Genomic DNA, 21,268 nt, shown 5'->3' with positions numbered 1-21,268 from the left:
TGGATGTAACAATTTTCAACTTAACAATTCTGATAGAGAATTGTCGGATAATACCTACAAAAGTGTGGCATAAATATTTCCACATAGAATTTTAGTTCCCCAAAGAAACTCCTTTCATTACAATTCCCAGCTTCCGGCCCGCCCCCTTCAACCGTGCCCATGCTCCCTATTCGAGCAGGTTCCTTCACGTGCGGCGGCCGTTTTCTGAACAAAAAAGGACTGTATTATGGGATTTTTTGGAAACATCAAGATCGGCAAGCGCCTCGGCCTCGGCTTCGCGCTGATCCTGGCAATGACCCTGGTGATTGCCGCCGTCGGCGCGCTGCGCATGACCGAAGTGGCCACCGCGACCAAGGCGATGATGGCCGTGCCGCTCGCCAAGGAGCGCCTGATCACCGACTGGTACAGCCTGAACTTCGCATCGATCCGCCGCACCGCCGCCATCGTGAAAAGCACCGATCCGTCGCTGGGCGCCTACTTCAAGGAAGATGCGGCGGCCTCGGTAAAAAAGGCGGCCGAACTGCTCAAGCAGATCGAACCGCTGATCGCCGCAAGCGGTCCCGAGAAAGACCTGTTTGCCAAAATCCTCGAACAGCGCAAGGCCTACAGCACCTCGCGCGACGGCGCCGTCAAGGCCAAGGCCGACGGCAATGAAGAAGAAGCCGCGCGCCTGCTGGACAAGGCATTCACCCCGGCCGCCCAGCGCTACCAGGACCTGCTGCAGGAGCTGGTGACCATGCAGCGCGCCAGCATGGACGCGACCGCGGGCGGCATCGACGACAACGCGGAACGCAGTACCAGGCTGATGATGATCCTGGCCGCCAGCGCCCTGCTGGCCGGCGCCGTGTTCGCATGGCAGCTCACGCGCGGCATCGTGGGTCCGATCCGCGACGCCGTGACCGTGGCCGAAACCGTCGCTGGCGGCGACCTCAGCCACCGCATCGACGCTTCGGCCCAGGACGAGACCGGCGCCCTGCTGCGCGCCCTGCGCCACATGAACGACAGCCTGGTGGGCATCGTCAGCCAGGTCCGCGGCGGCACCGACACCATCAGCACCGCCTCGCGCGAAATCAGCGCCGGCAACCTCGATCTGTCGGCCCGCACCGAGCAGCAGGCCAGCGCGCTGGAACAAACCGCCGCCTCGATGGAAGAACTCACCACCACCGTGCGCCAGAACGCCGACAACGCGCGCCAGGCCAACCAGCTGGCGATCGCCGCCTCCGAAATCGCGATCCAGGGCGGCACCGTGGTCGGCGAAGTGGTCACCAAGATGGGCGCGATCAACGACTCGGCCAAGCGCATCGCCGACATCATCGGCGTCATCGACGGCATCGCCTTCCAGACCAATATCCTGGCCCTGAACGCAGCGGTGGAAGCGGCGCGTGCCGGCGAACAGGGCCGCGGCTTCGCCGTGGTCGCGTCGGAAGTGCGCAGCCTGGCCCAGCGCTCGGCGGCCGCCGCCAAGGAAATCAAGGAACTGATCACCGCCTCGGTCACCAGCGTCGACGCCGGTGCCCGCCTGGTCGACCAGGCCGGCACGACGATGGAACAGGTCGTCACCAGCATCCGCCGCGTGACTGACATCATGGCCGAGATCACCAGCGCCAGCCAGGAACAGACCACCGGCATCGAGCAGGTCAACCACGCGATCGGCCAGATGGACCAGGTGACCCAGCAGAATGCGGCCCTGGTCGAGGAAGCGGCTGCAGCGGCGGCATCGATGCAGGACCAGGCCGCGACGCTGGCGGACGTGGTCAGCGTGTTCAAGCTGGATCGTGCGCACGGCCTTGCTGCCGTGGCACCGGCAGCCGCGGCTGCGCCGGCGCTGCGTGCGGTGGTGCCGGCTCCGAAGGCGATCGCTGCGAAGCCGATCAAGCGCGAGCCGATCAAGCGCGAGCCGGTTGTGCAGCGCGCGCCGGCGAAGCGTGAGCCGGTGGCTGCCGGTGCCGGCGATTGGGAAGAGTTTTAAGTCAGCCATCGGCTGCTAACAAAAATCCCGGCTGCGCGTATCCAGTTTACCCAGCAGGTGCGACATATCCACCAGCCGCTTGGCCACCAGGTGCCGCACCTCCCCTTCGCGCTGCCACACCCCGTACACACCCAGCAAAGGCGCATGCAGCACCTCGCGCCGCTGCTGTTCGACCAGCGTCGGCCACACGATCACGTTGACGTTGCCGGTTTCGTCTTCCAGCGTCAGGAACAGCACGCCCTTGGCCGTGCCCGGACGCTGGCGCACGGTGACGATGCCGCAGGCGCGCGCCAGCTGGCCATTCTGGAAGTCCATCAGCACTTCGGCCGGAATGAAGCGCTTGGCCAGCAGTTGCGCGCGCAGCAGCGCCAGCGGATGGCGGCCCAGCGTCAGGCCTTGCGCGCGGTAGTCGCCGACGATCTCCTGGCCTTCGCTCGGCGCTTCCAGCAGCGGCGTCTCCTCGACCGGCTCGGTCGGGCGCAGCAGGTCGCGGTCGGGCACCGCCCCCACCGCTTCCCACAAGGCCTGGCGCCGGTGGCCGGCCAGCACGCCCAGCGCATTGCCGCCGGCCAGCACCTGCAGGTCGCCGCGCTCGAGGTGGGCACGGCGCGCCAGGTCGGCCACGTTCGCGAACGGCCGCACCGCGCGCGCCACTTCGATGCGCTCGCCCGCTTCCGCACTCAGGCCGCGCAGCATGCGCAAGCCCAGGCGCACCGCCGGCTGCGGTCGCGCGCCGTCCTGTGCCCCACCGGTTGCCGCGCCACCGGGCGACGTGGCAGCGGGCACGAACTCTTCCAGCGTCGAGTCCCAGCCGCTCAGCGTGACGTCGGCCGGACGCACCTCGATGCCATGGCGGCGCGCATCCTGCACCAGTTGCGAGGGGCTGTAGAAACCCATCGGCTGGCTATTCAACAAGGCACACAAAAAGGCGGCCGGTTCGTGGCACTTGAGCCATGAACTGGCGTAGGCGAGCAGCGCGAAGCTGGCCGCGTGCGACTCGGGAAAACCGTATTCGCCGAAGCCCTGGATCTGGCTGAAGATCTGTTCGGCGAAGGATTGTTCATAGCCGCGTGCCAGCATGCCGCCGACGATGCGCTCGTAATACTTTTCCAGCCCGCCCTTGCGCTTCCAGGCCGCCATCGCGCGGCGCAACTGGTCGGCCTCGCCCGGCGTGAAGCCGGCCGCCAGGATCGCCACCTGCATCACCTGCTCCTGGAAGATCGGCACGCCCAGCGTGCGTGACAGTGCCCTTTCCATTTCCGGACTCGGATAATGGACCGGGTCCTTGCCCTCGCGCCGCCGCAGGTAGGGATGCACCATGCCGCCCTGGATCGGCCCCGGCCGCACCACCGCCACCTCGATCACCAGGTCGTAGAAGCGGCGCGGCTTCATGCGCGGCAGCATGCTCATCTGCGCGCGCGATTCGATCTGGAACACGCCGACCGTATCGGCCTTGCAGATCATGTCGTAGGTCGGCTTGTCGTCGGGCGGGATGTCCTGCATCTCGAACACGGTGCCGCGGCGCTGCCCGACCAGTTCGAGGCCGCGCCGCAGCATCGACAGCATGCCCAGCGCCAGCACGTCGACTTTCATCAGGCCCAGCTCCTCGAGGTCGTCCTTGTCCCACTGGATGACGCTGCGATCAAGCATGGTCGCGTTTTCGATCGGCACCAGGCGCGACAGCTGGCCGCGCGCCATCACGAAGCCGCCCGGATGCTGGGACAGGTGACGTGGAAAGCCGAGCAGGCGCTGGGCCAGCGAGGCCCACTGCTGCGACAGCGGCGCTTCCGGATCGAGGCCGCTGTCGGCCAGGCGGTTCAATAAATCCGCCTTGCCGTCGAACCAGTGGTGCTGCTTGCAGACGCGCTCGACGATGGCCAGGTCGATGCCGAGCGCGCGTCCGCTGTCACGCAGCGCGCTCTTGGGCCGGTAGCTGATCACCACGGCCGCCAGCGCCGCCCGCGTGCGGCCGTACTTGCGGTAGATGTACTGGATGACTTCTTCGCGGCGCTGGTGCTCGAAGTCGACGTCGATGTCGGGCGGCTCGTTGCGCTCCTTCGAGATGAACCTTTCAAATAACAGGTTCGCCCGCGCCGGATCGACTTCGGTGATGCCCAGGCAGTAGCACACCGCCGAATTGGCGGCCGAGCCGCGCCCCTGGCACAGGATGTGCTGCGAACGCGCGAAGCGCACGATGTCGTACACGGTCAGGAAGTAGTGCTCGTAGCCCATCTCGGCGATCAGCGTCAGTTCGTGCTCGACCTGCTGCTGCACCGCCGCCGGGATGCCGTCGCGGAAGCGCCGGTGCGCGCCGATATACGTTTCGCTGCGCAGGTAGCTGGTGGCGGTGTGGCCGGACGGGACCACTTCGTCCGGGTACTCGTAGCGCAGCTCGTCCAGCGAAAAGCTGCACAGGCTGGCGATGCGCAGCGTCTCCTGCAGCGCCGCGCGCGGATAGATGTTCCCGAGGCGCACGCGCGAGCGCAAGTGCTGCTCGGCGTTCTGCGCCAGCGCGTAGCCGCATTCAGCCACCGGCTTGCCGATGCGGATGGCGCTCATCGTGTCCTGCAGCGGCTTGCGCGAGCGCAGGTGCATCACCACGTGCCCGAGCGCGGCGATGGGGAGCCGGTGCTGCCAGCCGACTTCCTCGATGGTGGCGCGGTGCGCATCGTCGAAGGCGCGGTGCAGCAGGTTCAGGCCGATCCAGGCGCGTCCCGGGAACACGCGCGCCATCCACGCCGCCTGCCCGTGCAGGCGGTCGACGCCGGCTGGCTCGTGGCCCGGATATGCGGGCAGCAAGATCGCCAGGCAATCCGGCATGCTTTTCAAGTGCGCCAACTGCTGCGGTGGTGCATCGAGGTCGGCTGGACGCAGCAGGTAACTGCCTTTTTCGCTGCGCGTGCGCCCCAGCGTGATCAGCTCGGACAGGTTGCCGTAGCCGTTGCGGTTCTGCGCCAGCAGAATCAGCGACAGCGCCGGCTCGCCGCTTCCGCTGTCGTCGTGCAGGTGAAAATGCGCGCCGACGATCAGGGGCAGCTTCGCCTTTTTGGCCTCCCCATGTGCACGCACGACGCCGGCCAGCGAACATTCGTCGGTGAGCGCCAGCGCCGCATAGCCCAGCTGCACCGCCCGCGCCACCAATTCCTCCGCGTGCGAAGCCCCCTGTAGAAAGGAGAAGTTCGACAGGCAGAACAGCTCTGCATAAGCCGGCAAGCCCTGGATGGATGATGGTGGATCGGATAGCATGGATGGGCGTCAAATTTTTCTTAACCAACAGAAATACTGTATAAAAACACAGTATAACTTACGAACCCGACAATTGCGAAACATGCACGTACACGCCTTGATCTGCTTCAGTTCGCGCCCCGGCCAGGGCAACCCGGCGCTGGTGATCGAAGGCGCGCCGCGCGACGGCGCCGCCCGCCAGGCGCTGGCACGCGAGCGCAACACCACCTGCGTCTTCCTCGACGAAGACCAGGGGAATACGCAAGTCGATTTCTTTTACCCGCACATGCGCAGCCCGCTGTGCCTGCACGCGACGCTGGCCGTGGCCGCGGTGCTGTTTGCACGCGCCGGCGCGCCGGCCACGATCACGGTCGAGACGGCGCTGAAGGGCCAGCGCCTCGACCTCTCACGCGAGGGTGACGCCTATTTCGTGAAGCTGGCGCCGCAAGCGCTGCCCGCCATCGACGTCACGCCGGCGCAGCTAAGTGCGCAACTGAGGGCGCTGCTGGCCGCACCCGCCATCGCCCTGCCCTCGCCGCCGCGCGTGGCCTCGGTCGGCAGTCCCAAGCTGCTGGTGGAAGTGGCGGACACGGACGCGCTGTACGCGCTGGCACCGGACCTCGCGGCCATCGCCGACTGGGGCCGGCAAAACGGCGTGAACGGCATCTACGCCTGGTGCCGCCGCCCGGACGGCGACTACGAAGGCCGCAACTTCAACCACCTTGATCCGGCGCTGGAAGACAGCGCTACCGGCGTCGCGGCCGGCGCCCTGAGCGTGGCCCTCGGCCAGGGGCTGACACTGCGCCAGGGCCGTGCCAGCGGACGCGATTGCCTGATCCGCACCCGCTTCGACGGCGCCACGGTGCTGGTCGGCGGCGCGGCAGAACCGGCCGGACAGCGCAGCGCATGACGATTCGTGAAGCCGATTCCGGAGACCTCGAGCGCATCGCCGCCCTGTTCGGCCAGCTCGGCTACCCGAACGACGCCGCACAATTGGCCCGGCGGCTGGCCGCGGTGCCGGCCGGCGACACGATGCGGGTGCTGGTCGCACAGGAAGGCGATACCGTCGCCGGCGTAGCCGTGGTGCACGTGATGGCGCCGCTGCACGTGCCGGACCGCTGGGCGCTGCTGTCCGCGCTGGTGGTCGACGATGCGCAGCGCAGCGGCGGCATCGGCGCCGCACTGCTGCAGGCGGCCGAAGCGTTTGCACGTGAACAGGGCTGCGCGCAACTCGAACTGTCCAGCAATGTGGCGCGCACCCGGGCGCACCGATTCTATGAACGGCAGGGTTACCGCGAAAAGCGGATGCGCTTCGTGAAAGTGCTAATGCCGTGAAATAAGGGAGGTGCGTCGGTAAAAGATCTCAACTATCCGGTCAGGTGCCAGACTTGCCACTCGAATCACCGGTGTACCAGCCACGCCACGTTGTCGTTGCAAGACTTGCCACTGATATGCCTGCCTTGGTGCGGAATTCATCCTGTGGTTACGCGACTGCTGTATTCTCGATGACTTATCCACCCTTCGACGAGTGCGCCGCCCATGCAAACCCAAACGACTCTTCCAGACAGCGTTGTCGCGCTCATGACCTATGTTGACGACGCCGGCTGGACCGAGCAGGCCGAGCTGGTCGTTCAAATCATGATGTCGAGCGTCCATCCCGACGTCGAGTCGTCGGTCGCGACGGCGGCTTTCCTGCCCCGCAACGTGCGCACCAACGTCGCCGGTTTCCTGAGCGAGATGCTGGTCGACGGCCTCAGTAACGAGCAGCGCAACGCGATCTTTTCCTGGACCCAGTGCTGGGCGCTGGCCAGCCTCGACCAATAACACCGAGCTCAGGCCAGGCTGGAGGTTTTGTCCGGCGTCTCGAATCTTTTGAGGAGCCAGCTGCACACTGAAAAGATGGCAAACGTCAGCAGCCACATCATGAGGTTGAGGTCGGCAATAGGCCCGCCTTTTCCACCCAAGCCGTCGAGCAGAAAAGCGGCCCCTCCCGGAAAAGGGATGGCGCCATGGCCGCCCGCGAATATGCCGGGACTCAGCATGGCGGAAAATCCCAGGCTGAAGAGGCAGGTGCCCACCATCCCAAAGCGGTGTATGCATGCAAACCATAGCGCCGCGTAGAAGACTGTCGCGATCAACAGCCAGATAACGAGCGGCCCGATCGAAGACGATGCGATCAACTTTCCTCCCACAACGATAAGCCGCGGTTCACCACTTCTCGATTGAGAAAACGTACCGCCCCCGGAAAACGTAATCCGGCGCAAAGTCGCCTGCAGGACGCGGGTAGCGCGCCAGCGCGAAGTTGCCCTTGCCTTTCAGGTAATTGATCAGGCTGTTTTTGATCTCGCGCGGATTATCCAGTCCCTCGGTGGCCAGGTTGCGAAAAAAAGCGCCCGGTGAATTCTCGTCCACGTCGAGTTTGTCGACCGCCCAGATGATGGTGCCGTTGGCCGGTACGAAGTCCATGATGAAACTGCCCGACACGTTGTTGTGCGAGGCCAGGCGCGGATAGCGGATCTGGGAAAGCAGTTCGTTCACCACGCCGATGAAGTAGACGCAGCTTTGGAAAGTCGCCGGCGGCATGGTTTCCAAGGCCCTGTTAAAGCCGTCCTGATCGTTCACCGGGTCGGCGGCGGGAATGCAGCGCGACGGATATGTGATTTGATCGCCGTTGCGGGCGGCCCACCAGATGGCCATGCCATTGTCGCGGCCGGGACGGGCGTAGCCTGCCGCCAGCCGCTGGATCGCATGGCGCTGCCCCGCCTCCTGCGCGCGCATGTAAAGGCCGGCCGCCTTGTCCCAGTCCGGCTTGACGCACAGGCCTTCCTCATACATGCTCCCGGCCATTAGCATGATGTAGGGCTTTTTCGCCGCCAGGCCGGACTTGATCGCACCCACTGCGCTCGCACACAGGCCGTCGCCCAACATTCGTTCCATCGCTTCGATTTCCTGTCGCTCGCTGCGTTGCGCGAGCGTTTCCCTGGCATGCGCCGCACTGGACCAAAGCCATGCGCCCGACAGGATCGCGGTGCTTGTCCATAACAAAAATCGTTGATGCAGGCGGGAACCGGCGTTCATTGTCAGGCGTCGTTGTCGTTATCAGTATGGCCATATCATCCCATACCGGCACCCTCGAAAATGCGCACTTTCTCACCGCGACACCTGGCTGGCATCGGCGGCGGACCTAGTGCAGCAGACCTAACCGGCCGGCGGCCGCGCTTCGGTCAGCATGGCCAGCAGGCGCGCGCGCCGCTGCTCGAGGTCGGCGATCTGGCGCTCGACCTCGGCCAGCCGCTTGCGCTGGGCCGGCGTGGTTTCCGGGCACATCGCCGCGCCCTCGATCATGCGCATGCAGTCGGGAAAGCCGCGGATCTCAGCCAGGCTGAAACCGGCAGCGATCAGGCGCTGGATCTGTTTTACCTGGGTCACGGCGGCGCCGGGAAAGCGGCGGTAGCGGTTGTCGGCGCGCACCGAGGCCAGCAGGCCGTGCTCGTCGTAATGGCGGATCGAGCGCAGGCTGGCACCGGTCCGGTGCGCCAGCTCGCCGATCGACAGCGTGGCGGATTGCGATGTCTCGTGCATGGATTGGCGAAAGGGCTTGACCCTCACATTGGTGTGAGGCTTCAGAGTAGCACTTCCCGATCATTTTGGAGCGACATCATGCATCCCTCTTCCCTGCACACCCGCGCGGTCCGTTGGGCGCTGGCCCTGTCCCTGCTCGCCCTGTTCGCGCCGGCGCGCGCGGCCGACAAGCACTACATGGTCACCGCCCCGGACGGCGTGGCGCTGGCCGTCCAGGAGTCCGGCAACCCGGACGGTCCCGCCATCGTCTTCATCCACGGCCTGCTCGGCAGCCGCCTCAACTGGGAACAGCAGGTCGGCAGCGCGCAACTGCGCGGCTATCGCCTGATTACCTACGACCTGCGCGGCCATGGCCTGTCGGGCAAGCCGACCGGTCTCGAACCGTATCGCCAGGGCCGGCGCTGGGCCGACGACCTGGCGGCAGTTCTAGCCGCGACCCAGGCGCGCAAGCCGGTGCTGGCGGGCTGGTCGCTGGGCGGGGCCGTCATCTCAAACTATCTGGCTGCCTACGGCGACGCCGGCATCGGCGGCGCCGTGTACGTGGACGGCGTGATCGAACTCGCCGCCGACCAGATCACGCCGCATCCCGAGATCTACCGCGACGTGACCAGTCCCGACCTGAAGACCCACCTCGACGCCGAGCGCAGCTTCCTCGCCCTGTGCTTCCGGCGCAGCCCCGACAGCGCGACCTTCGAGCGCCTGCTGGCGAATGCCGCGCTGGCGTCGTGGGACATGCAGACCGCGGTGCAGTCGATGAGCGTGGCGGCGGCCGAGGGATTGGGCAAGGCACGGGTACCGGTCCTGCTGCTGTACGGGGCGCAGGACGTCCTGGTGCAAGCCGGGCCGGCGATCGCGCGCGCAAAGGCGATCAACCCGCGCGTGCGCAGCATCGTCTACGCCGGATCAGGCCACGCGCCCTTCCTGGAAGAGCCGGAACGCTTCAACCGCGACTTGGCCGCGTTCATGCAGTCGCTGGCGCGCTAGCGGCGCCCTGCAGGGCGCGTGGGGCGATGCTAAGATAATGATCCATTGTTAACATGACCGATCATGACCAACCCATCTTCCACCCTGCGCCACGTCGTCCTGTTTGCCTTCAAGGACGAGGCCAGCGCCGAACAGGTCCAGTCCATCGTCGACGGTTTCAAGGCATTGCCGTCCGCCGTGCCCGGCATTACCGCTTATGAATGGGGCACCAACGTCAGCCCGGAAGGTTTGAACGACGGCTTCACGCATTGCTTCACGCTGACGTTTGCCAACGCCGAAGACCGCGACGCCTACCTGGGCCATCCCGAGCACCAGCGCTTCGTCGGCACGCTGGGCGCCGTGCTGGCGCGCTCGCTGGTGCTGGATTACTGGGCGAAGTAAGCCCCGCAGCCGGATCAGGAGCGCAGCCGTGCGCGCTCCTGGTCGCGCTCTTCCTGCGCCTGGCCGCGCAGCGAACGCAGGAACAGCCCGAGGCCGCCGAAGGCCAGCGCCAGGATGCAGATCAGCTCGAACGCCGACATGGTGCGCAGGTTCATGCTGACCGACGAGATCACGCCGAACACCATCGCGCCGAAGGCGCCGACCGCCAGCAGCCAGCCGAAGAAGTTACGCGCGTTATAAAAGATCATGGCGATGCCGATCACCAGCGGAACCAGGATCATGCCGCCGGTCACGCCATAGCCGCCGATGCCGAACAGATGCGCGCCCATGCCGAAGGTGGAGTTCACCACCACCGCATTCAGCAGCAGATAAAAGCCGCCGCACATCAGGATCAGGTCGAGGAAAAACTGGCCCGCACCGCCGCTGGTTCCGCCTGCACCTTTCATTGCCGCCCCCTGTCGATGTGTGATGTGTTCAATTAAACAGCTGGCAATAAAATAACATCACATGGGCGCCTGCGCCGCGGTAAAAGACGGCATTTTTTAACGTGGGAATTGAAAACGGGGCCGTGTGGCCCCGTTACCGTCCAGCCAGGCGCGCGCCTGGCCGAAGGGACGAACTCAGACTTTTGCAGTCACGCCCGGCTGTTCGGCGCGCGCCAGGAAGGCTTGCGTGACCTCAGGCAAGTGCTCCAGCAGCCAGGCTGCCATGGCTTTCTCCTCGACGATGATCCGTTCGCAGGCTGCCTGGGTCGCCGTGTCGCCGACTGCCTGTGCCGCGGCGATCAGCGAGGTGTAGCTGGCGATTTCGAGGTTCTCGAAGACTTAGCCGGCCATCGCGCCTTTCACGACTTCGTCGCTGGTCGTCATGCCGCCCACGGCCTGGCCAAAGGCCATCAGCTTGCCGCCGAGATCCTTGACGATCGAGTTGCTGATGCCGCGCCGGGTCAGGCACTCGTCCAGCAGACGCTGCTGGCCGCGCGTTTCCTCGATGTGCTGGACGATGCGTGCGCGCAGCGCCGGGTAGTGTTCCAGGCGCTCGGCCTGGGCGGTCAGCATTTTTTCGGCCTGCTGCTCCATCGCATGGGCGTCGCGCAGCCAGTCGTCGAGGTTGTCGTTTGCCGTGGTCGTCATGATTCCTCCGCTAAAGGTAAGTTGATGTCGGCGGCAGCCATGCATGCAGCATGATTTCGGGCCCGCCAAGTCGCCTACCTTCGCAGAGTCGATGAACGGCGTTTGTCAGTTGCCTCACATTGCGAGGCAATTTATTCGTCGAATTCCTCGGCCAGGTTCTTCCAGCCGCGGCTCTTGGCGAAGGCCGCGAATTCCTCGGGCGCCTCCAGCACGATCAGGCGGCTTTCCTGCAGGCCAGGGTCGCTGAGGCCGAAATCCGGCCCCTTGTAGCCGAGCGCGCGCAGGCGATCGACGATCTGGCGCAGCAGCACCGTGTCCTTGTGCGCGCCGGAGTCGAGTTGCGCCTTGAAGTCCACGTACACGTCGATGATCCCGTAACCCTCGTCGAAGATGCGGATCGCCTTGACGTCGAGGGTACGGCCGTTGCTGTCCTTGGCCTGGAAGGCGCCGGACAGTTCAATATCGGAATCGGTAGTCATGGCGACAGCATACCACCGGGACGGACGGCGCGTCGCCGCACGTTCCATCGCGCCGCGGGGTGTCAGCCACCTCAGCCGCCTCGGCCGCCTGCCGCAAGCGGACGCGGCTCGACGCCTTCGCGCGTCATCGTGACCGGCTTGATGGTGCCGTCCTCGTTGAAATACAGGTGCTCGATGGCCATTTCGCGGTGGTTACCCTCGTTGTCGCCCAGCGGGCGGCGGTGGTAGGCGATGTACCAGTCGTCGGTGCCGGGCACGTTGACGATCGAATGGTGCCCTGCCCCGCGCGCGATCTTGCCGTCCTGCGCCAGGATGGTGCCGATGCGCTTGAACGGGCCGGTGGGCGAATTGCCCATCGCATACGCCACCTTGTAGTCCGGCCCGGTCCAGCCGCCCTCCGACCACATGAAGTAATAAATGCCCTTGCGCTTGGCCATGAACGAGCCTTCCACGTACTGCGGATCCGGCGTGATCTCCTTGTAGGTGGTGCCGTCCGCGAACGGCAGCACGCTCAGCAGGTCGGGCGCCAGGCGCACCACGTTGGCGTGTTTCCAGCCGCCGTAGTACATGTAGATCTGGCCGTCGTCGTCCTTGAACACCATCTGGTCGATCGGCTGGGCGCCGTTGTGGATCTCGCCGATCAGCGGCTTGCCGAGCGCGTCCTTGAACGGCCCTTCGGGGCGATCGCTGACCGCGACGCCGATGCCACCCAGCTGGCCGTTGGCCTTGATGTCGTTGGCGCCGAAGAACAGGTAGTACTTGCCCTTGTGCTGCACGGCCGAGGGCGCCCACACCGCGTAGGCGGCCCAGGACACGTCGGCGACGTCGAGCACGCGCCGGTGCTTTTCCCAGTGCACCAGGTCGCGCGACGAGAAGGCGTCGAGGAAGGTCTGCTTCAGGTAGGGTTCCCAGATCAGGTCCTTGCGCGCGCGCATGCGCTGCTGCTCGGGCGTGAACGCCGTCGAGCGTTCCGGCTTGCCGAGATCGTCCGAATAGGTCGGGTAGATCCAGTACTGGCCATCGAAGGCGCGGATCTCGGGGTCGGCATACCAGCCGGGCACGATAGGGTTGGCGGCCTGGGCATCGAGGCCGGCGGCCGCCAGCAGCAGCACCAGGCTGCGCAGCGCAAGGGACTTCTTCATCGGGAATGCCTTTCACAAGTGACCAGCGAGGCCCGCATGCTCACGCTGACCGGGAAGGTGCGCGTGACGGGCTTCTGCAAGCCGTAACAAAGATTCAGTAATTCGGCCACGCCATTGCGCGTCATCTCGCGCCATGGGATGTGCACCGAGGTCAGGCGCGGCGCCGAATAGGCTGCCGCGGGGGTATCGTCGTAGCCGATCACGGACACGTCCTGGGGTACGCGGATGCCGGCTTCGTGGAACCAGGACAGCGCGCCCAGCGCCATCTCGTCGTTGGCGCAGAACAGCGCGCTGAAGGGGCGGCCCGAGGCGACCAGTTCCTGCGCCGCGGCGTAGCCGGCGCTCGACGAGAAATCGCACTCGGCCGCCCACAGGGCGCGGGTATCGATGCCGGCGGCTTCGAGTTCGCACATGAAGCCGTCCATGCGGTCGATGTTGTCGGCCACCGTGGATGGGCCGGCGATCACCGCGATCTCGCGGTGGGCATGGTCGAGCAGCGCGCGCGCGGCCAGGCGGCCGCCCAGGCGGTGGTCGACCGTGAAGCTGCGGCCGGCGCTGCTGTCGTAGCTATGGTTGAGCGCCACCAGGCGGTCGCGCTTCGGCCCCAGCGTGGCCAGGTCCTCGTCCGTGAACGGGCTGGTGAGGACGATCACGCCGTCGCAGCCGTGTTCGACCAGGAAGCCGACGCCCTCCACTGCCTGGCGCCGCGCGTCCTCGCGGCTGACGCCGAAGGCCACCATCATGTGCAGGCCGGCGGCGCGCAATTCGGTGTCGATGACTTGCAGCAGCGAGGTATAGAAAGTACCCGACAGCAGCGGGATGTAGACGCCGATCATGCGGCTGCTGCCGGACAGCAGCGAGCGTGCCGCGTGCGAGGGCCGGTAGCCCAGCGCATCGATCGCCTTCTTCACGCGTTCCAGCTTGGCCTGCGATACCGAACCCTTGCCGCGCACCACGCGCGACGCCGTGCCCAGGCCGACGCCGGCCAGGCGGGCTACGTCCTTGATAGTCGCCACGAACAGTCCCCAGTCGTTGTTATCCTTATTGTCGAGCCGCCCAAGCATACTATAAGTTGCCCGGGCGGCTGCCGGATCAACGGACCGCGGTCTGGATCGCGTGCGCCGGAATGTCGACCGCCACCTCGGCGCCGTCGACCACCAGGCGGTAGCGCTGGGCCTTGTCGGTCTGGTTCAGCACCACCACCGCCAGGCTGCCGTCGGCGTTGCGGAAGGCGGTCGCATCCAGCGTGCTGCGGCTGGTGGCGGCGCTCACGCGGCGCGCCTGCGGCCGGATCCAGCGCGTGAAGTGACCCATGTAGGCGTAGCTCGGCGTGAAGACCAGCTGGCCGTCGTCGCTGGCGTGCAGCAGCGCGAAGCAGTAGTTGCCGACGTGGTTGGGGCCGCCGCGGCTGTCGAGCAGCATGTTCCAGTCGACCCAGCCCGATGAGCCGGCGTTCAGGTCGGCCAGGATCTCGCTGCCGTAACGCTCGCCGTTGGCCCAGGACTGCATCTGAGACGCGTCGAACTTCTCGACCGAGGACTCGGTCAGCAGCAGCGGCACGTCCGGGTAGGCCTCGTGCACGGCGGCCAGGTTGCGGTGCATCGGCATGCCCTTGGCCCAGGTCTCGTACCAGTGGTAGCCCACGCCCCAGATGTAGGGACGCGCCTTGGGGTCGGACAGGATGGTGCCGGCGCGCTGCGGCAGCAGGTCGCGGTTGTGGTCCCAGACGATGACTTTCTTGTCGCCCAGCCCCGCCGCCTTCAGCGCCGGCCCGAGGTGGTCGCCCAGGAAGCGGGTCTCTTCGTCGGCCGTGAAGATCATCGATTCCCAGGTCTGCTTGGCCATCGGCTCGTTCTGGATGGACAGGCCCCACAGCGGGATGCCGGCCTTTTCGTAGGCTTTCACGAAGCGCACCACGTACTGCGCCCACAGGTCGCGGTACTCGGGCAGCAGGCTGCCGCCGCCCAGCATGCTGCCGTTCGACTTCATCCAGGCCGGCGCGCTCCAGGGCGAGGCGAAGGTGCGCATCCTGGTGCCGTAGGACGCGCCCGCGGCCAGCGACTGGCGCATCAGCGGCACGCGGTACTTCATGTCGTGCTCGATGCTGAACGAATCGAGCGTGCGGTCGCCGTCCTTCACGTAGGTGTAGCTGGCGCTGCTGAAGTCGGAGCTGTGGATCGTGGTGCGCAGGATGCTGTAGCCCAGGCCCTGTTTCGGATCGAAGTAGGCGGCCAGGAAGGCCTTTTGCTGGTCCGGCTTGAGCTTCGCATACACCTCGGCGGTGGCGTCGGTGACGGCGCCGCCGAAGCCGAACACTTCCTGGAACTGCTTGCGGGTGTCCACGAACACCGCGGTTTCGGTTTCCATCGGCTGGGTCGCCGCGCGCGGGCTGCCGGATGCCTGCGCCGCGAAGCGCCGGTTGGAACCCTGGGCCGTCGTATAGATCTGCCATGGCCCCTGGGCCTGGGCCTGGGCCTGGGCCTGGGCCTTGGCTTGCGCCGGCGCCGCGGTCGCCACGCCGGTACACAGGCTGCCGCCCATCACGGCTGCGCCGCACAGCAACTGCATCATTTCTCGTCTTTTCATATGCGTCCGTCTCCTTGTTCGAATACCCAGCTTACAGCTTGTAGTTCAGGCCGACCAGCACCTGGCGGCCATACGTCGTGTAGCGTTCCGGGGCATAGGCGCCGCTCGAGAACGGGCTGCCCTGGATGGTCTGGTAAGGCGCGTTGTTCAGGTTATTCGCCTGCACCATGAACGACAGGTTCTTGTACGGTCCCTCCTGGAATTCGTAGCCGATCTGCAGGTCGATCTGCTTCTCCGCCAGGATTTCGCTGAAGGCGCGCTGGGCGAACAGGCCGGTGACTTCGCCGCGGTATTTCGAGCGATAGCGCTCGCTGACGCGGGCCGAGAAGCCGTTCTTTTCATAGAACGCGGTCAGGTTGGCGACCACCCCGGACAGGCCCGGCAGCTTTTCCGAGGTGCCCGGCCCGTTCGGGTGGATCGAGCTCTCGGTGCCGGAGGCGCTGGCTTGCACGCCGAAGCCGTCCAGGCGCTGCGTGAACATCCCGAACTGCAGCGAAGCGGTGAGTTCGATGCCGCGCACGAAGCCGCCCTGGCCGTTGGCCGGTTGGTTGATGGTGCCGATGTTCTGGATCGGGACCACGGTGCTCGGGTTGGGGAAGCCGGTGTAGTCGAACTCGCGCTGCTGGTTATAGATGTAGCTCTTCAGGTCCTTGAAGAAGTAGGCGGCCGACACGTAGCTGCCCTTGCCCAGGTAATGCTCGAGCGACAGGTCGTAGGAGTTGGCACGCCACGGCTCCAGGTTCGGGTTGCCGCCGCCGCCGTTCCACATGCGGGTGGTGGCGTCGACGCCGGCGCCGATGCCGGCGCGCATGTCCGACATGCGCGGCCGCGCCACGGTCTTGGCGGCGCCGAAGCGCAGGTAGGTGTCGCCGACGTACTCGCCGAGGTCGAAGTTCAGGTTCAGGCTGGGGAGCACGTCGTTGTACGAAGTGCCGCCGGTCAGGTCGGTGATCACGCCGCCGTTGACGGCCTTGCCGCGCGCCTGCTGGTCGACGTGCACGTACTGCACGCCGGCGTTGCCGCGCACCGGCACCCGGCCGAGCTGGGTGTCGATGCCGAGGCGCGCATAGCCGAGCGTCTGCTTCTCGATGACGCCCCAGTCCTGCTGGGCAACGTCGGTATCGACCGGCATCTTGTCGTAGTAGCGGTCGAGGGCCGCGCGCGGGTCGAAGCTCAGCACGCCCGGGATGCCGGCCCAGGCCAGCGAGGTGGTCGGCTGGATGATGTCGCCATCCACGGTGGTCAGCGCGCGGTTGTTCTTCAGGGCATAGCGCTGCGACACGTCCTCGTGCGACTTCTCGCGCCGGGAGTAGCTCAGGCCGCCCTGGAAGTCGCGGAAGAACCCGTCCAGCTCGCGCTTCACGTTCACCTTGGCCGCGCTCAGCTTGTCCTCGACGATCGGGTGGTGCATGGTGGCGTCGTGGCCCCAGCCGCCGACGTCGGCCAGCTTGATGATGCCTGGGTCGGTGAAGTCCCTCGATGGCGTAAACGTCGGCAGGCCGGCGCCGGTCGGGATCTGGAAGCCGAAGTTGTTGTCGGCCGCGCCCGAGCCGGACTTGCCGAGGCCGGCATAGGTCTCGGAAGTGGTCTCGCGGCGCTTGGCCGACGAATACGACAGGTCGCCGTCGGCGCTCCACTTGTTCGCCAGGCGCAGGCTGGTGTTCCAGCCGGCGGCGAACAGCTTGTCCTTGCGCGCGTTGTAGTCGTTGCGGACGATCGGTTCCAGGTTGACGATATTACCGCCGGTGAGCAGGCGAGTACCGCCGATGGTCGAGATCTGCGGGTTGGTATAGGTGACGGTATCGGCCGAATTCCACATCATGCCGCGCATGATTTCCTTCTGGTCGAACTGCGAGTAGTACAGGTCGAGCACGGAGCGCAGGTCGCGGTTCGGCTTGTAGTCGATCACCGCCATCAGGCCGTCGCGCACCTGCTTGCGCGAGGTCGCCGTGACTTCGGCGCCCTTCAGCGCGGTGACGTCCTCGTTCCCCGGCGGCAGCTTGTTGTTCTGGCCCCACCACCACGATTTGTATTCCTTCTGCTGGCCCGGCGAATCGAGGTGGGCGTAGCCGATCGCCAGGCCCAGGGTGCGGTTCATGAACTGGTCGATGTAGGAGATCGAGGCGCGGCCGCCGTTGGCCGACCAGCCCGAGTTGATGCTGCCGTTGCCGTTATGCTCGCCGCGCACGTTGAACGCGATCGTGCGTTCGCGCCGGTCGAGCGGGCGCACCGCGCGCAGGTCGATGGTGCCGGACAGGCCGGCCGCGGTCATCGCCGCATCCGGCGTCTTGTACACGGTGACGCCGCCCAGCAGTTCGGACGGGTACTGGTCGAATTCGGCGCTGCGGTCGTTGCTGGTACTGGTCTGCTCGCGGCCGTTCAGCAGCGTCACGCCGAAGTCCGGCGCCAGGCCGCGCAGCGAGATCACCTGGGCGCGCCCGGCCACGCGCTGCGCGGTCAGGCCCGGCAGGCGCGCGATCGATTCGGCGATCGAGGAATCGGGCAGCTTGCCGATGTCTTCGGCGGTGATCGCTTCGACGATGGAATCCGAGTCCTTCTTGATCGCGATCGAGCTTTCGATACTGCCACGGATGCCGGTGACCACCACCTTGGACGCGGTGTCCGGGGTATCTTCCTGCGCCAGGGCTGCCGTGCTCCACAGCAGCATGGCGCAGGCGGCGGCGATCGGGGTCACGGAAAGCGGGTGGCGCTTGTTGCCTTGATAGGCCATGTCATGTCTCCAGTATTTTTATGAGGGTTGGAAACGTTGCCAAAATCGGACGCGGTGAAATTGGAAACGTTGCCAAATTGCGGCACATTATTGTATTGCTGTTAATTCGATGTCAAGAAGGGTTGTGCGTGTGCGCAACACCGTGCGTCGATCCAGCCCGCACGGTGTCGCCCCCAACGCTGCCGTCAGGGCTGCGCCGTGCCCTGCCAGGTAAAGCTGGCCACGCTCCCGGCCGGCAGGGTGTAGGCGAAGCCGCGTCCAGCAACGCGCACCGCCACCTGCCGCGGCGCCGCGCCGCCATTCGCCACCAGCAGCGCGATCGAGCCGTCCGGGTTGCGGAAAGCCACGTTCGGCAGCACCCCGTCCCCTTCGCTGGACGCGATTCGGTAGGCCCCCGGCAGCACGAAGCGGCTGGCGTGCGCGAGTGCGTAATACTCGACGTTGCGCGTGACCGCGCCGGTGCGCGCATCGATGGTCACCACGCCGCGGCAATCCTTGCAGCCGCCCAGGTGCGGACCGTCGTCCTGGTCCAGCGCCAGGTTCCAGAACAGCACCCCGCGCGCCCAGCCGCGGGTGGTGTCGATCACCAGGGTCTTGGTGAAGTACTGCAGGTTCTTGGCCCAGTCCGGCGACCAGCGCCCGCCCGAGCATTCGGTGAACCAGGCATCCTTGGCCGGGAACAGGGCATGCAGCCGCCCCATCGCGCGCACGTCGCCGCCGTAGCAATGCCAGGCGATGCCGCTGACGTAGTTGGCGGCGCGCGCATCGGACAGCACGATGGCCGGCGATTCCGGCTCGTCCCAGTTGTGGTCCCAGTCGAAGATGGCGGTGCCGGGATTGGCGCGCGCCAGCAGCGGACCGAGATGGCCGCCGATGAAGGCGGCGCGCTTGGCCGGGTCGACCCGCATGCCGGGATAGCTGTCCGGCTCGAAGTGCGGCTCGTTCTGCAGCGTCAGCGCGGAAATCGGCACGCCTTCACGCTTCATCGCGTCGACGTAGCGGTTCAGGTAGCGCGCAAAGGCATCGTAGGCGTCGGGTTTCAGCGTGCCCTGCACCAGGCTGCCGCCGCTTTTCATCCAGGCCGGCGCGCTCCAGGGCGAGGCCATCACCTTCAGTTGCGGGTTGATTTTCAGGGCGGCCTTGACCGCCGGCAGCACGGTGTCGCGCTGGGGATCGAGCGAAAAACGGGCGAGCTGCGGATCGCTCTGCCCCGGCGGCATGTCGTCGAAGCTGTAGTGGCTGCGCGAGAAATCCGAGGCGCCGATGGTCAGCCGGGTAAACGACAGGCCGATGCCGTCGGGCCGCTTGGCGTCGCCGGTAACGCGCCCGAACAGTTCTTGCATCAAGGCGCCGCGCTGCGCCGGCGTCATGCGCTGTTCGATCAGGTAGGCGGAGGCGTCGGTGATGGCGGCGCCGAAGCCGGCCATCTGCTGGTAACGGGTGGCGGGATCGATCTCGATCACGGCGCCCTGGGCACCGGCGGAGGCCGCCGCGCCGAACTGCGCATCGGGTTCGCGCGACAGCAGCTTGGTCTGGTCGCCGGTGGTGATCCAGGCCTGCACCGCGCCTGCGGGCGCCGCCGTGGCCACGCCCTGCCCCAGCGCGAACAGTGAAGCGAGCAGTGAAGCAAACAGCGGCGCGAGCGCGCGGGGGCGCCCGTCCGGGGTCGGAATCGACATCGTGTCTCCTGTGGATTGTTATGCATGGCCGCGTTCCGAACAGCGATTGGAAACGTTGCCAAATTATTGGCGGCCACTATAGCACCTGTGTTCACGATGTCAATATGAACGCACCCCAGCGGGGCAGATGCACTATTATGAGCGTAATCAAATTAATCAAATTACATTATTGGCATTCATGAACCAATTTACCCTGCAGCAAAAGTTCTTCTTGCTCCTGCTGACCCTGATCACGATCGGGTTTTTCTGGATCCTGTTCCCCTATTCCGGGGCCGTGTTCTGGGGCGTGGTGTTCGCCATCCTGTTCGAGCCGCTGTACCGCTGGCTGCTGGACAAGACCAAGCACAAGCCCACGGTGGCGGCCCTGCTCACGCTGCTGTCGATCATCGTGATGGTGCTGATCCCGGTGGCGCTGATCACGGGCTCGCTGATGCAGCAGGCCGCCGGCGTGTACAGCATGATCAGTTCCGGCCACATCGACGTCGGCGCCTACTTCCGGCAAGTCATGAGCGTGCTGCCGGACTGGGTGACCAGCCTGCTCGAACGCTTCGACCTGACCTCGCTGTCGACGCTGCAGCAAAAACTGCAGGACGCCGCCTCGCAGATCAGCCAGACCGCCGCCCGCCAGGTCATCAACGCCGGCCGCAACACCTTCGATTTCCTGGTCGGCATGACCGTGATGCTGTACCTGCTGTTCTTCCTGCTGCGCGACGGCAAGGGGCTGGCCGCGAAAATCCGTAGCACGGTGCCCTTGAGCCGCAAGTACAAGCAGCGCCTGTTCAACAATTTCACGACCGTGGTGCGCGCCACCGTCAAGGGCAACGTGCTGGTGGCCATCGTCCAGGGCGCGCTGGGTGGGCTGGCGTTCTGGTTCCTGGGCATCCAGGCGCCGCTGCTGTGGGCGGTGGTGATGGCCTTCCTGTCGCTGCTGCCGGCGGTCGGCGCGGCCATCGTGTGGGCGCCGGTGGCCATCTACCTGCTGGTCTCGGGTTCGGTCTGGCAGGGCGTGGCGCTGATCGCCTGGGGCGTGCTGGCGATCGGCCTGGTCGACAACATCCTGCGCCCGATCCTGGTGGGCAAGGACATCAGGATGCCGGACTACCTGGTGCTGATCTCGACGCTGGGTGGCATGGAGCTGTTCGGGCTGAACGGGTTTGTGATCGGCCCGATGATCGCGGCGCTGTTCATCGCGGTGTGGGACCTGTTTGCGACGGCCGAGGAATTCCACCAGGAGTGAGCGCAGTACAGTGGCTCAAGGGATGGCGCCTTTCGGCGAGCGTCCCTTGACGCGCCTGAAGGCCACGCCGAAGGCGCTTTGCGAAGCATAGCCGAGCGCGTTGGCAACCTGCGCCGCGCTTTGCCCGCGGTCGAGCAAAT

General features: G+C 65.9%; 19 protein-coding genes and 1 pseudogene. 7 read left to right on the top strand and 13 right to left on the bottom strand.

Features of this window, described 5'->3' with window-relative positions:
* Positions 1-226 precede the first annotated feature (226 nt).
* Positions 227-1,969, top strand: a complete 1,743-nt coding sequence (locus U1H99_RS05145; RefSeq protein ID WP_323140665.1) for a methyl-accepting chemotaxis protein — start codon at positions 227-229, stop codon at positions 1,967-1,969.
* Positions 1,970-1,984: 15 nt separating this feature from the next.
* On the opposite strand, the gene U1H99_RS05140 is transcribed toward U1H99_RS05145, so the two are convergent.
* Entirely contained in the window at positions 1,985-5,215 is a 3,231-nt protein-coding gene (locus U1H99_RS05140; protein ID WP_323140664.1) for an error-prone DNA polymerase, read from the bottom strand.
* An 82-nt stretch (positions 5,216-5,297) separates the two neighbouring features.
* Here U1H99_RS05140 and U1H99_RS05135 point away from each other — a divergent pair, with 82 nt between their 5' ends.
* From U1H99_RS05135 to U1H99_RS05125, 3 genes are all read left to right on the top strand, one after another.
* The gene (locus U1H99_RS05135) at positions 5,298-6,104 is read left to right on the top strand and encodes a PhzF family protein (protein WP_323140663.1); all 807 of its coding nucleotides are present in this window, start codon (positions 5,298-5,300) and stop codon (positions 6,102-6,104) included.
* Positions 6,101-6,529 (top strand): GNAT family N-acetyltransferase, encoded by a 429-nt coding sequence (locus tag U1H99_RS05130; protein ID WP_323140662.1) that lies wholly within the window; start codon positions 6,101-6,103, stop codon positions 6,527-6,529. Before U1H99_RS05135 ends, U1H99_RS05130 begins: the two co-directional genes overlap by 4 nt.
* A gap of 246 nt (positions 6,530-6,775) precedes the next feature.
* A complete protein-coding gene (locus U1H99_RS05125) occupies positions 6,776-7,018 on the top strand; it encodes a hypothetical protein (protein ID WP_323140661.1) in 243 nt (80 codons plus the stop codon).
* Positions 7,019-7,026: 8 nt separating this feature from the next.
* Here U1H99_RS05125 and U1H99_RS05120 read toward each other — a convergent pair whose 3' ends face one another.
* The 3 genes from U1H99_RS05120 to U1H99_RS05110 all read right to left on the bottom strand — a co-directional run bounded on the left by U1H99_RS05120 (position 7,027) and on the right by U1H99_RS05110 (position 8,776).
* Positions 7,027-7,374, bottom strand: a complete 348-nt coding sequence (locus U1H99_RS05120) for a hypothetical protein (protein WP_323140660.1) — start codon at positions 7,372-7,374, stop codon at positions 7,027-7,029.
* 28 nt (positions 7,375-7,402) lie between these two features.
* Positions 7,403-8,272, bottom strand: a complete 870-nt coding sequence (locus U1H99_RS05115) for an SEL1-like repeat protein (RefSeq protein WP_323140659.1) — start codon at positions 8,270-8,272, stop codon at positions 7,403-7,405.
* 120 nt (positions 8,273-8,392) lie between these two features.
* On the bottom strand, positions 8,393-8,776 hold the full coding sequence (locus U1H99_RS05110) for a MerR family transcriptional regulator (RefSeq protein WP_323140658.1): 384 nt from the start codon (positions 8,774-8,776) through the stop codon (positions 8,393-8,395).
* Between the two features lie 78 nt (positions 8,777-8,854).
* Between U1H99_RS05110 and U1H99_RS05105 the strand changes: the two genes are divergently transcribed.
* On the top strand, positions 8,855-9,760 hold the full coding sequence (locus U1H99_RS05105) for an alpha/beta fold hydrolase (protein WP_323140657.1): 906 nt from the start codon (positions 8,855-8,857) through the stop codon (positions 9,758-9,760).
* Between the two features lie 63 nt (positions 9,761-9,823).
* A complete protein-coding gene (locus U1H99_RS05100; protein WP_323140656.1) occupies positions 9,824-10,141 on the top strand; it encodes a Dabb family protein in 318 nt (105 codons plus the stop codon).
* A gap of 14 nt (positions 10,142-10,155) precedes the next feature.
* Here the strand turns inward: U1H99_RS05100 and U1H99_RS05095 are convergent, their stop codons facing one another.
* From U1H99_RS05095 to U1H99_RS05060, 8 genes and pseudogenes are all read right to left on the bottom strand, one after another.
* On the bottom strand, positions 10,156-10,587 hold the full coding sequence (locus tag U1H99_RS05095) for a hypothetical protein (protein ID WP_323140655.1): 432 nt from the start codon (positions 10,585-10,587) through the stop codon (positions 10,156-10,158).
* 174 nt (positions 10,588-10,761) lie between these two features.
* Positions 10,762-11,274, bottom strand: a pseudogene (locus tag U1H99_RS05090) (ferritin-like domain-containing protein).
* Between the two features lie 131 nt (positions 11,275-11,405).
* The gene (locus tag U1H99_RS05085; protein ID WP_323140654.1) at positions 11,406-11,753 is read right to left on the bottom strand and encodes a hypothetical protein; all 348 of its coding nucleotides are present in this window, start codon (positions 11,751-11,753) and stop codon (positions 11,406-11,408) included.
* Between the two features lie 71 nt (positions 11,754-11,824).
* Complete coding sequence (locus tag U1H99_RS05080) at positions 11,825-12,895, bottom strand: glycoside hydrolase family 43 protein (protein WP_323140653.1); 1,071 nt, start codon at positions 12,893-12,895, stop codon at positions 11,825-11,827.
* Positions 12,892-13,911, bottom strand: a complete 1,020-nt coding sequence (locus U1H99_RS05075; protein ID WP_323140652.1) for a LacI family DNA-binding transcriptional regulator — start codon at positions 13,909-13,911, stop codon at positions 12,892-12,894. Before U1H99_RS05075 ends, U1H99_RS05080 begins: the two co-directional genes overlap by 4 nt.
* 76 nt (positions 13,912-13,987) lie before the next feature.
* Entirely contained in the window at positions 13,988-15,481 is a 1,494-nt protein-coding gene (locus U1H99_RS05070; protein ID WP_323140651.1) for a glycoside hydrolase family 30 protein, read from the bottom strand.
* 31 nt (positions 15,482-15,512) lie between these two features.
* Positions 15,513-18,212 carry a TonB-dependent receptor gene (locus tag U1H99_RS05065; protein ID WP_323140650.1) on the bottom strand — a complete coding sequence of 900 codons (2,700 nt, stop codon included), beginning with the start codon at positions 18,210-18,212 and terminating at the stop codon, positions 15,513-15,515.
* Between the two features lie 185 nt (positions 18,213-18,397).
* Positions 18,398-19,891: a glycoside hydrolase family 30 protein gene (locus U1H99_RS05060; protein ID WP_323140649.1), complete on the bottom strand. Its 1,494-nt coding sequence runs from the start codon at positions 19,889-19,891 to the stop codon at positions 18,398-18,400.
* Positions 19,892-20,069: 178 nt separating this feature from the next.
* Here U1H99_RS05060 and U1H99_RS05055 point away from each other — a divergent pair, with 178 nt between their 5' ends.
* Complete coding sequence (locus U1H99_RS05055) at positions 20,070-21,128, top strand: AI-2E family transporter (RefSeq protein WP_323140648.1); 1,059 nt, start codon at positions 20,070-20,072, stop codon at positions 21,126-21,128.
* A gap of 15 nt (positions 21,129-21,143) precedes the next feature.
* Here the strand turns inward: U1H99_RS05055 and U1H99_RS05050 are convergent, their stop codons facing one another.
* Positions 21,144-21,266 (bottom strand): helix-turn-helix domain-containing protein, encoded by a 123-nt coding sequence (locus U1H99_RS05050; RefSeq protein WP_323140647.1) that lies wholly within the window; start codon positions 21,264-21,266, stop codon positions 21,144-21,146.
* Between the last annotated feature and the right edge of the window lie 2 nt (positions 21,267-21,268).

It is taken from the genome of Massilia phyllosphaerae (assembly GCF_034659755.1).
Lineage (GTDB): Bacteria > Pseudomonadota > Gammaproteobacteria > Burkholderiales > Burkholderiaceae_D > Telluria > Telluria phyllosphaerae.
This window is presented reverse-complemented; position numbering and strand designations above follow the sequence as displayed.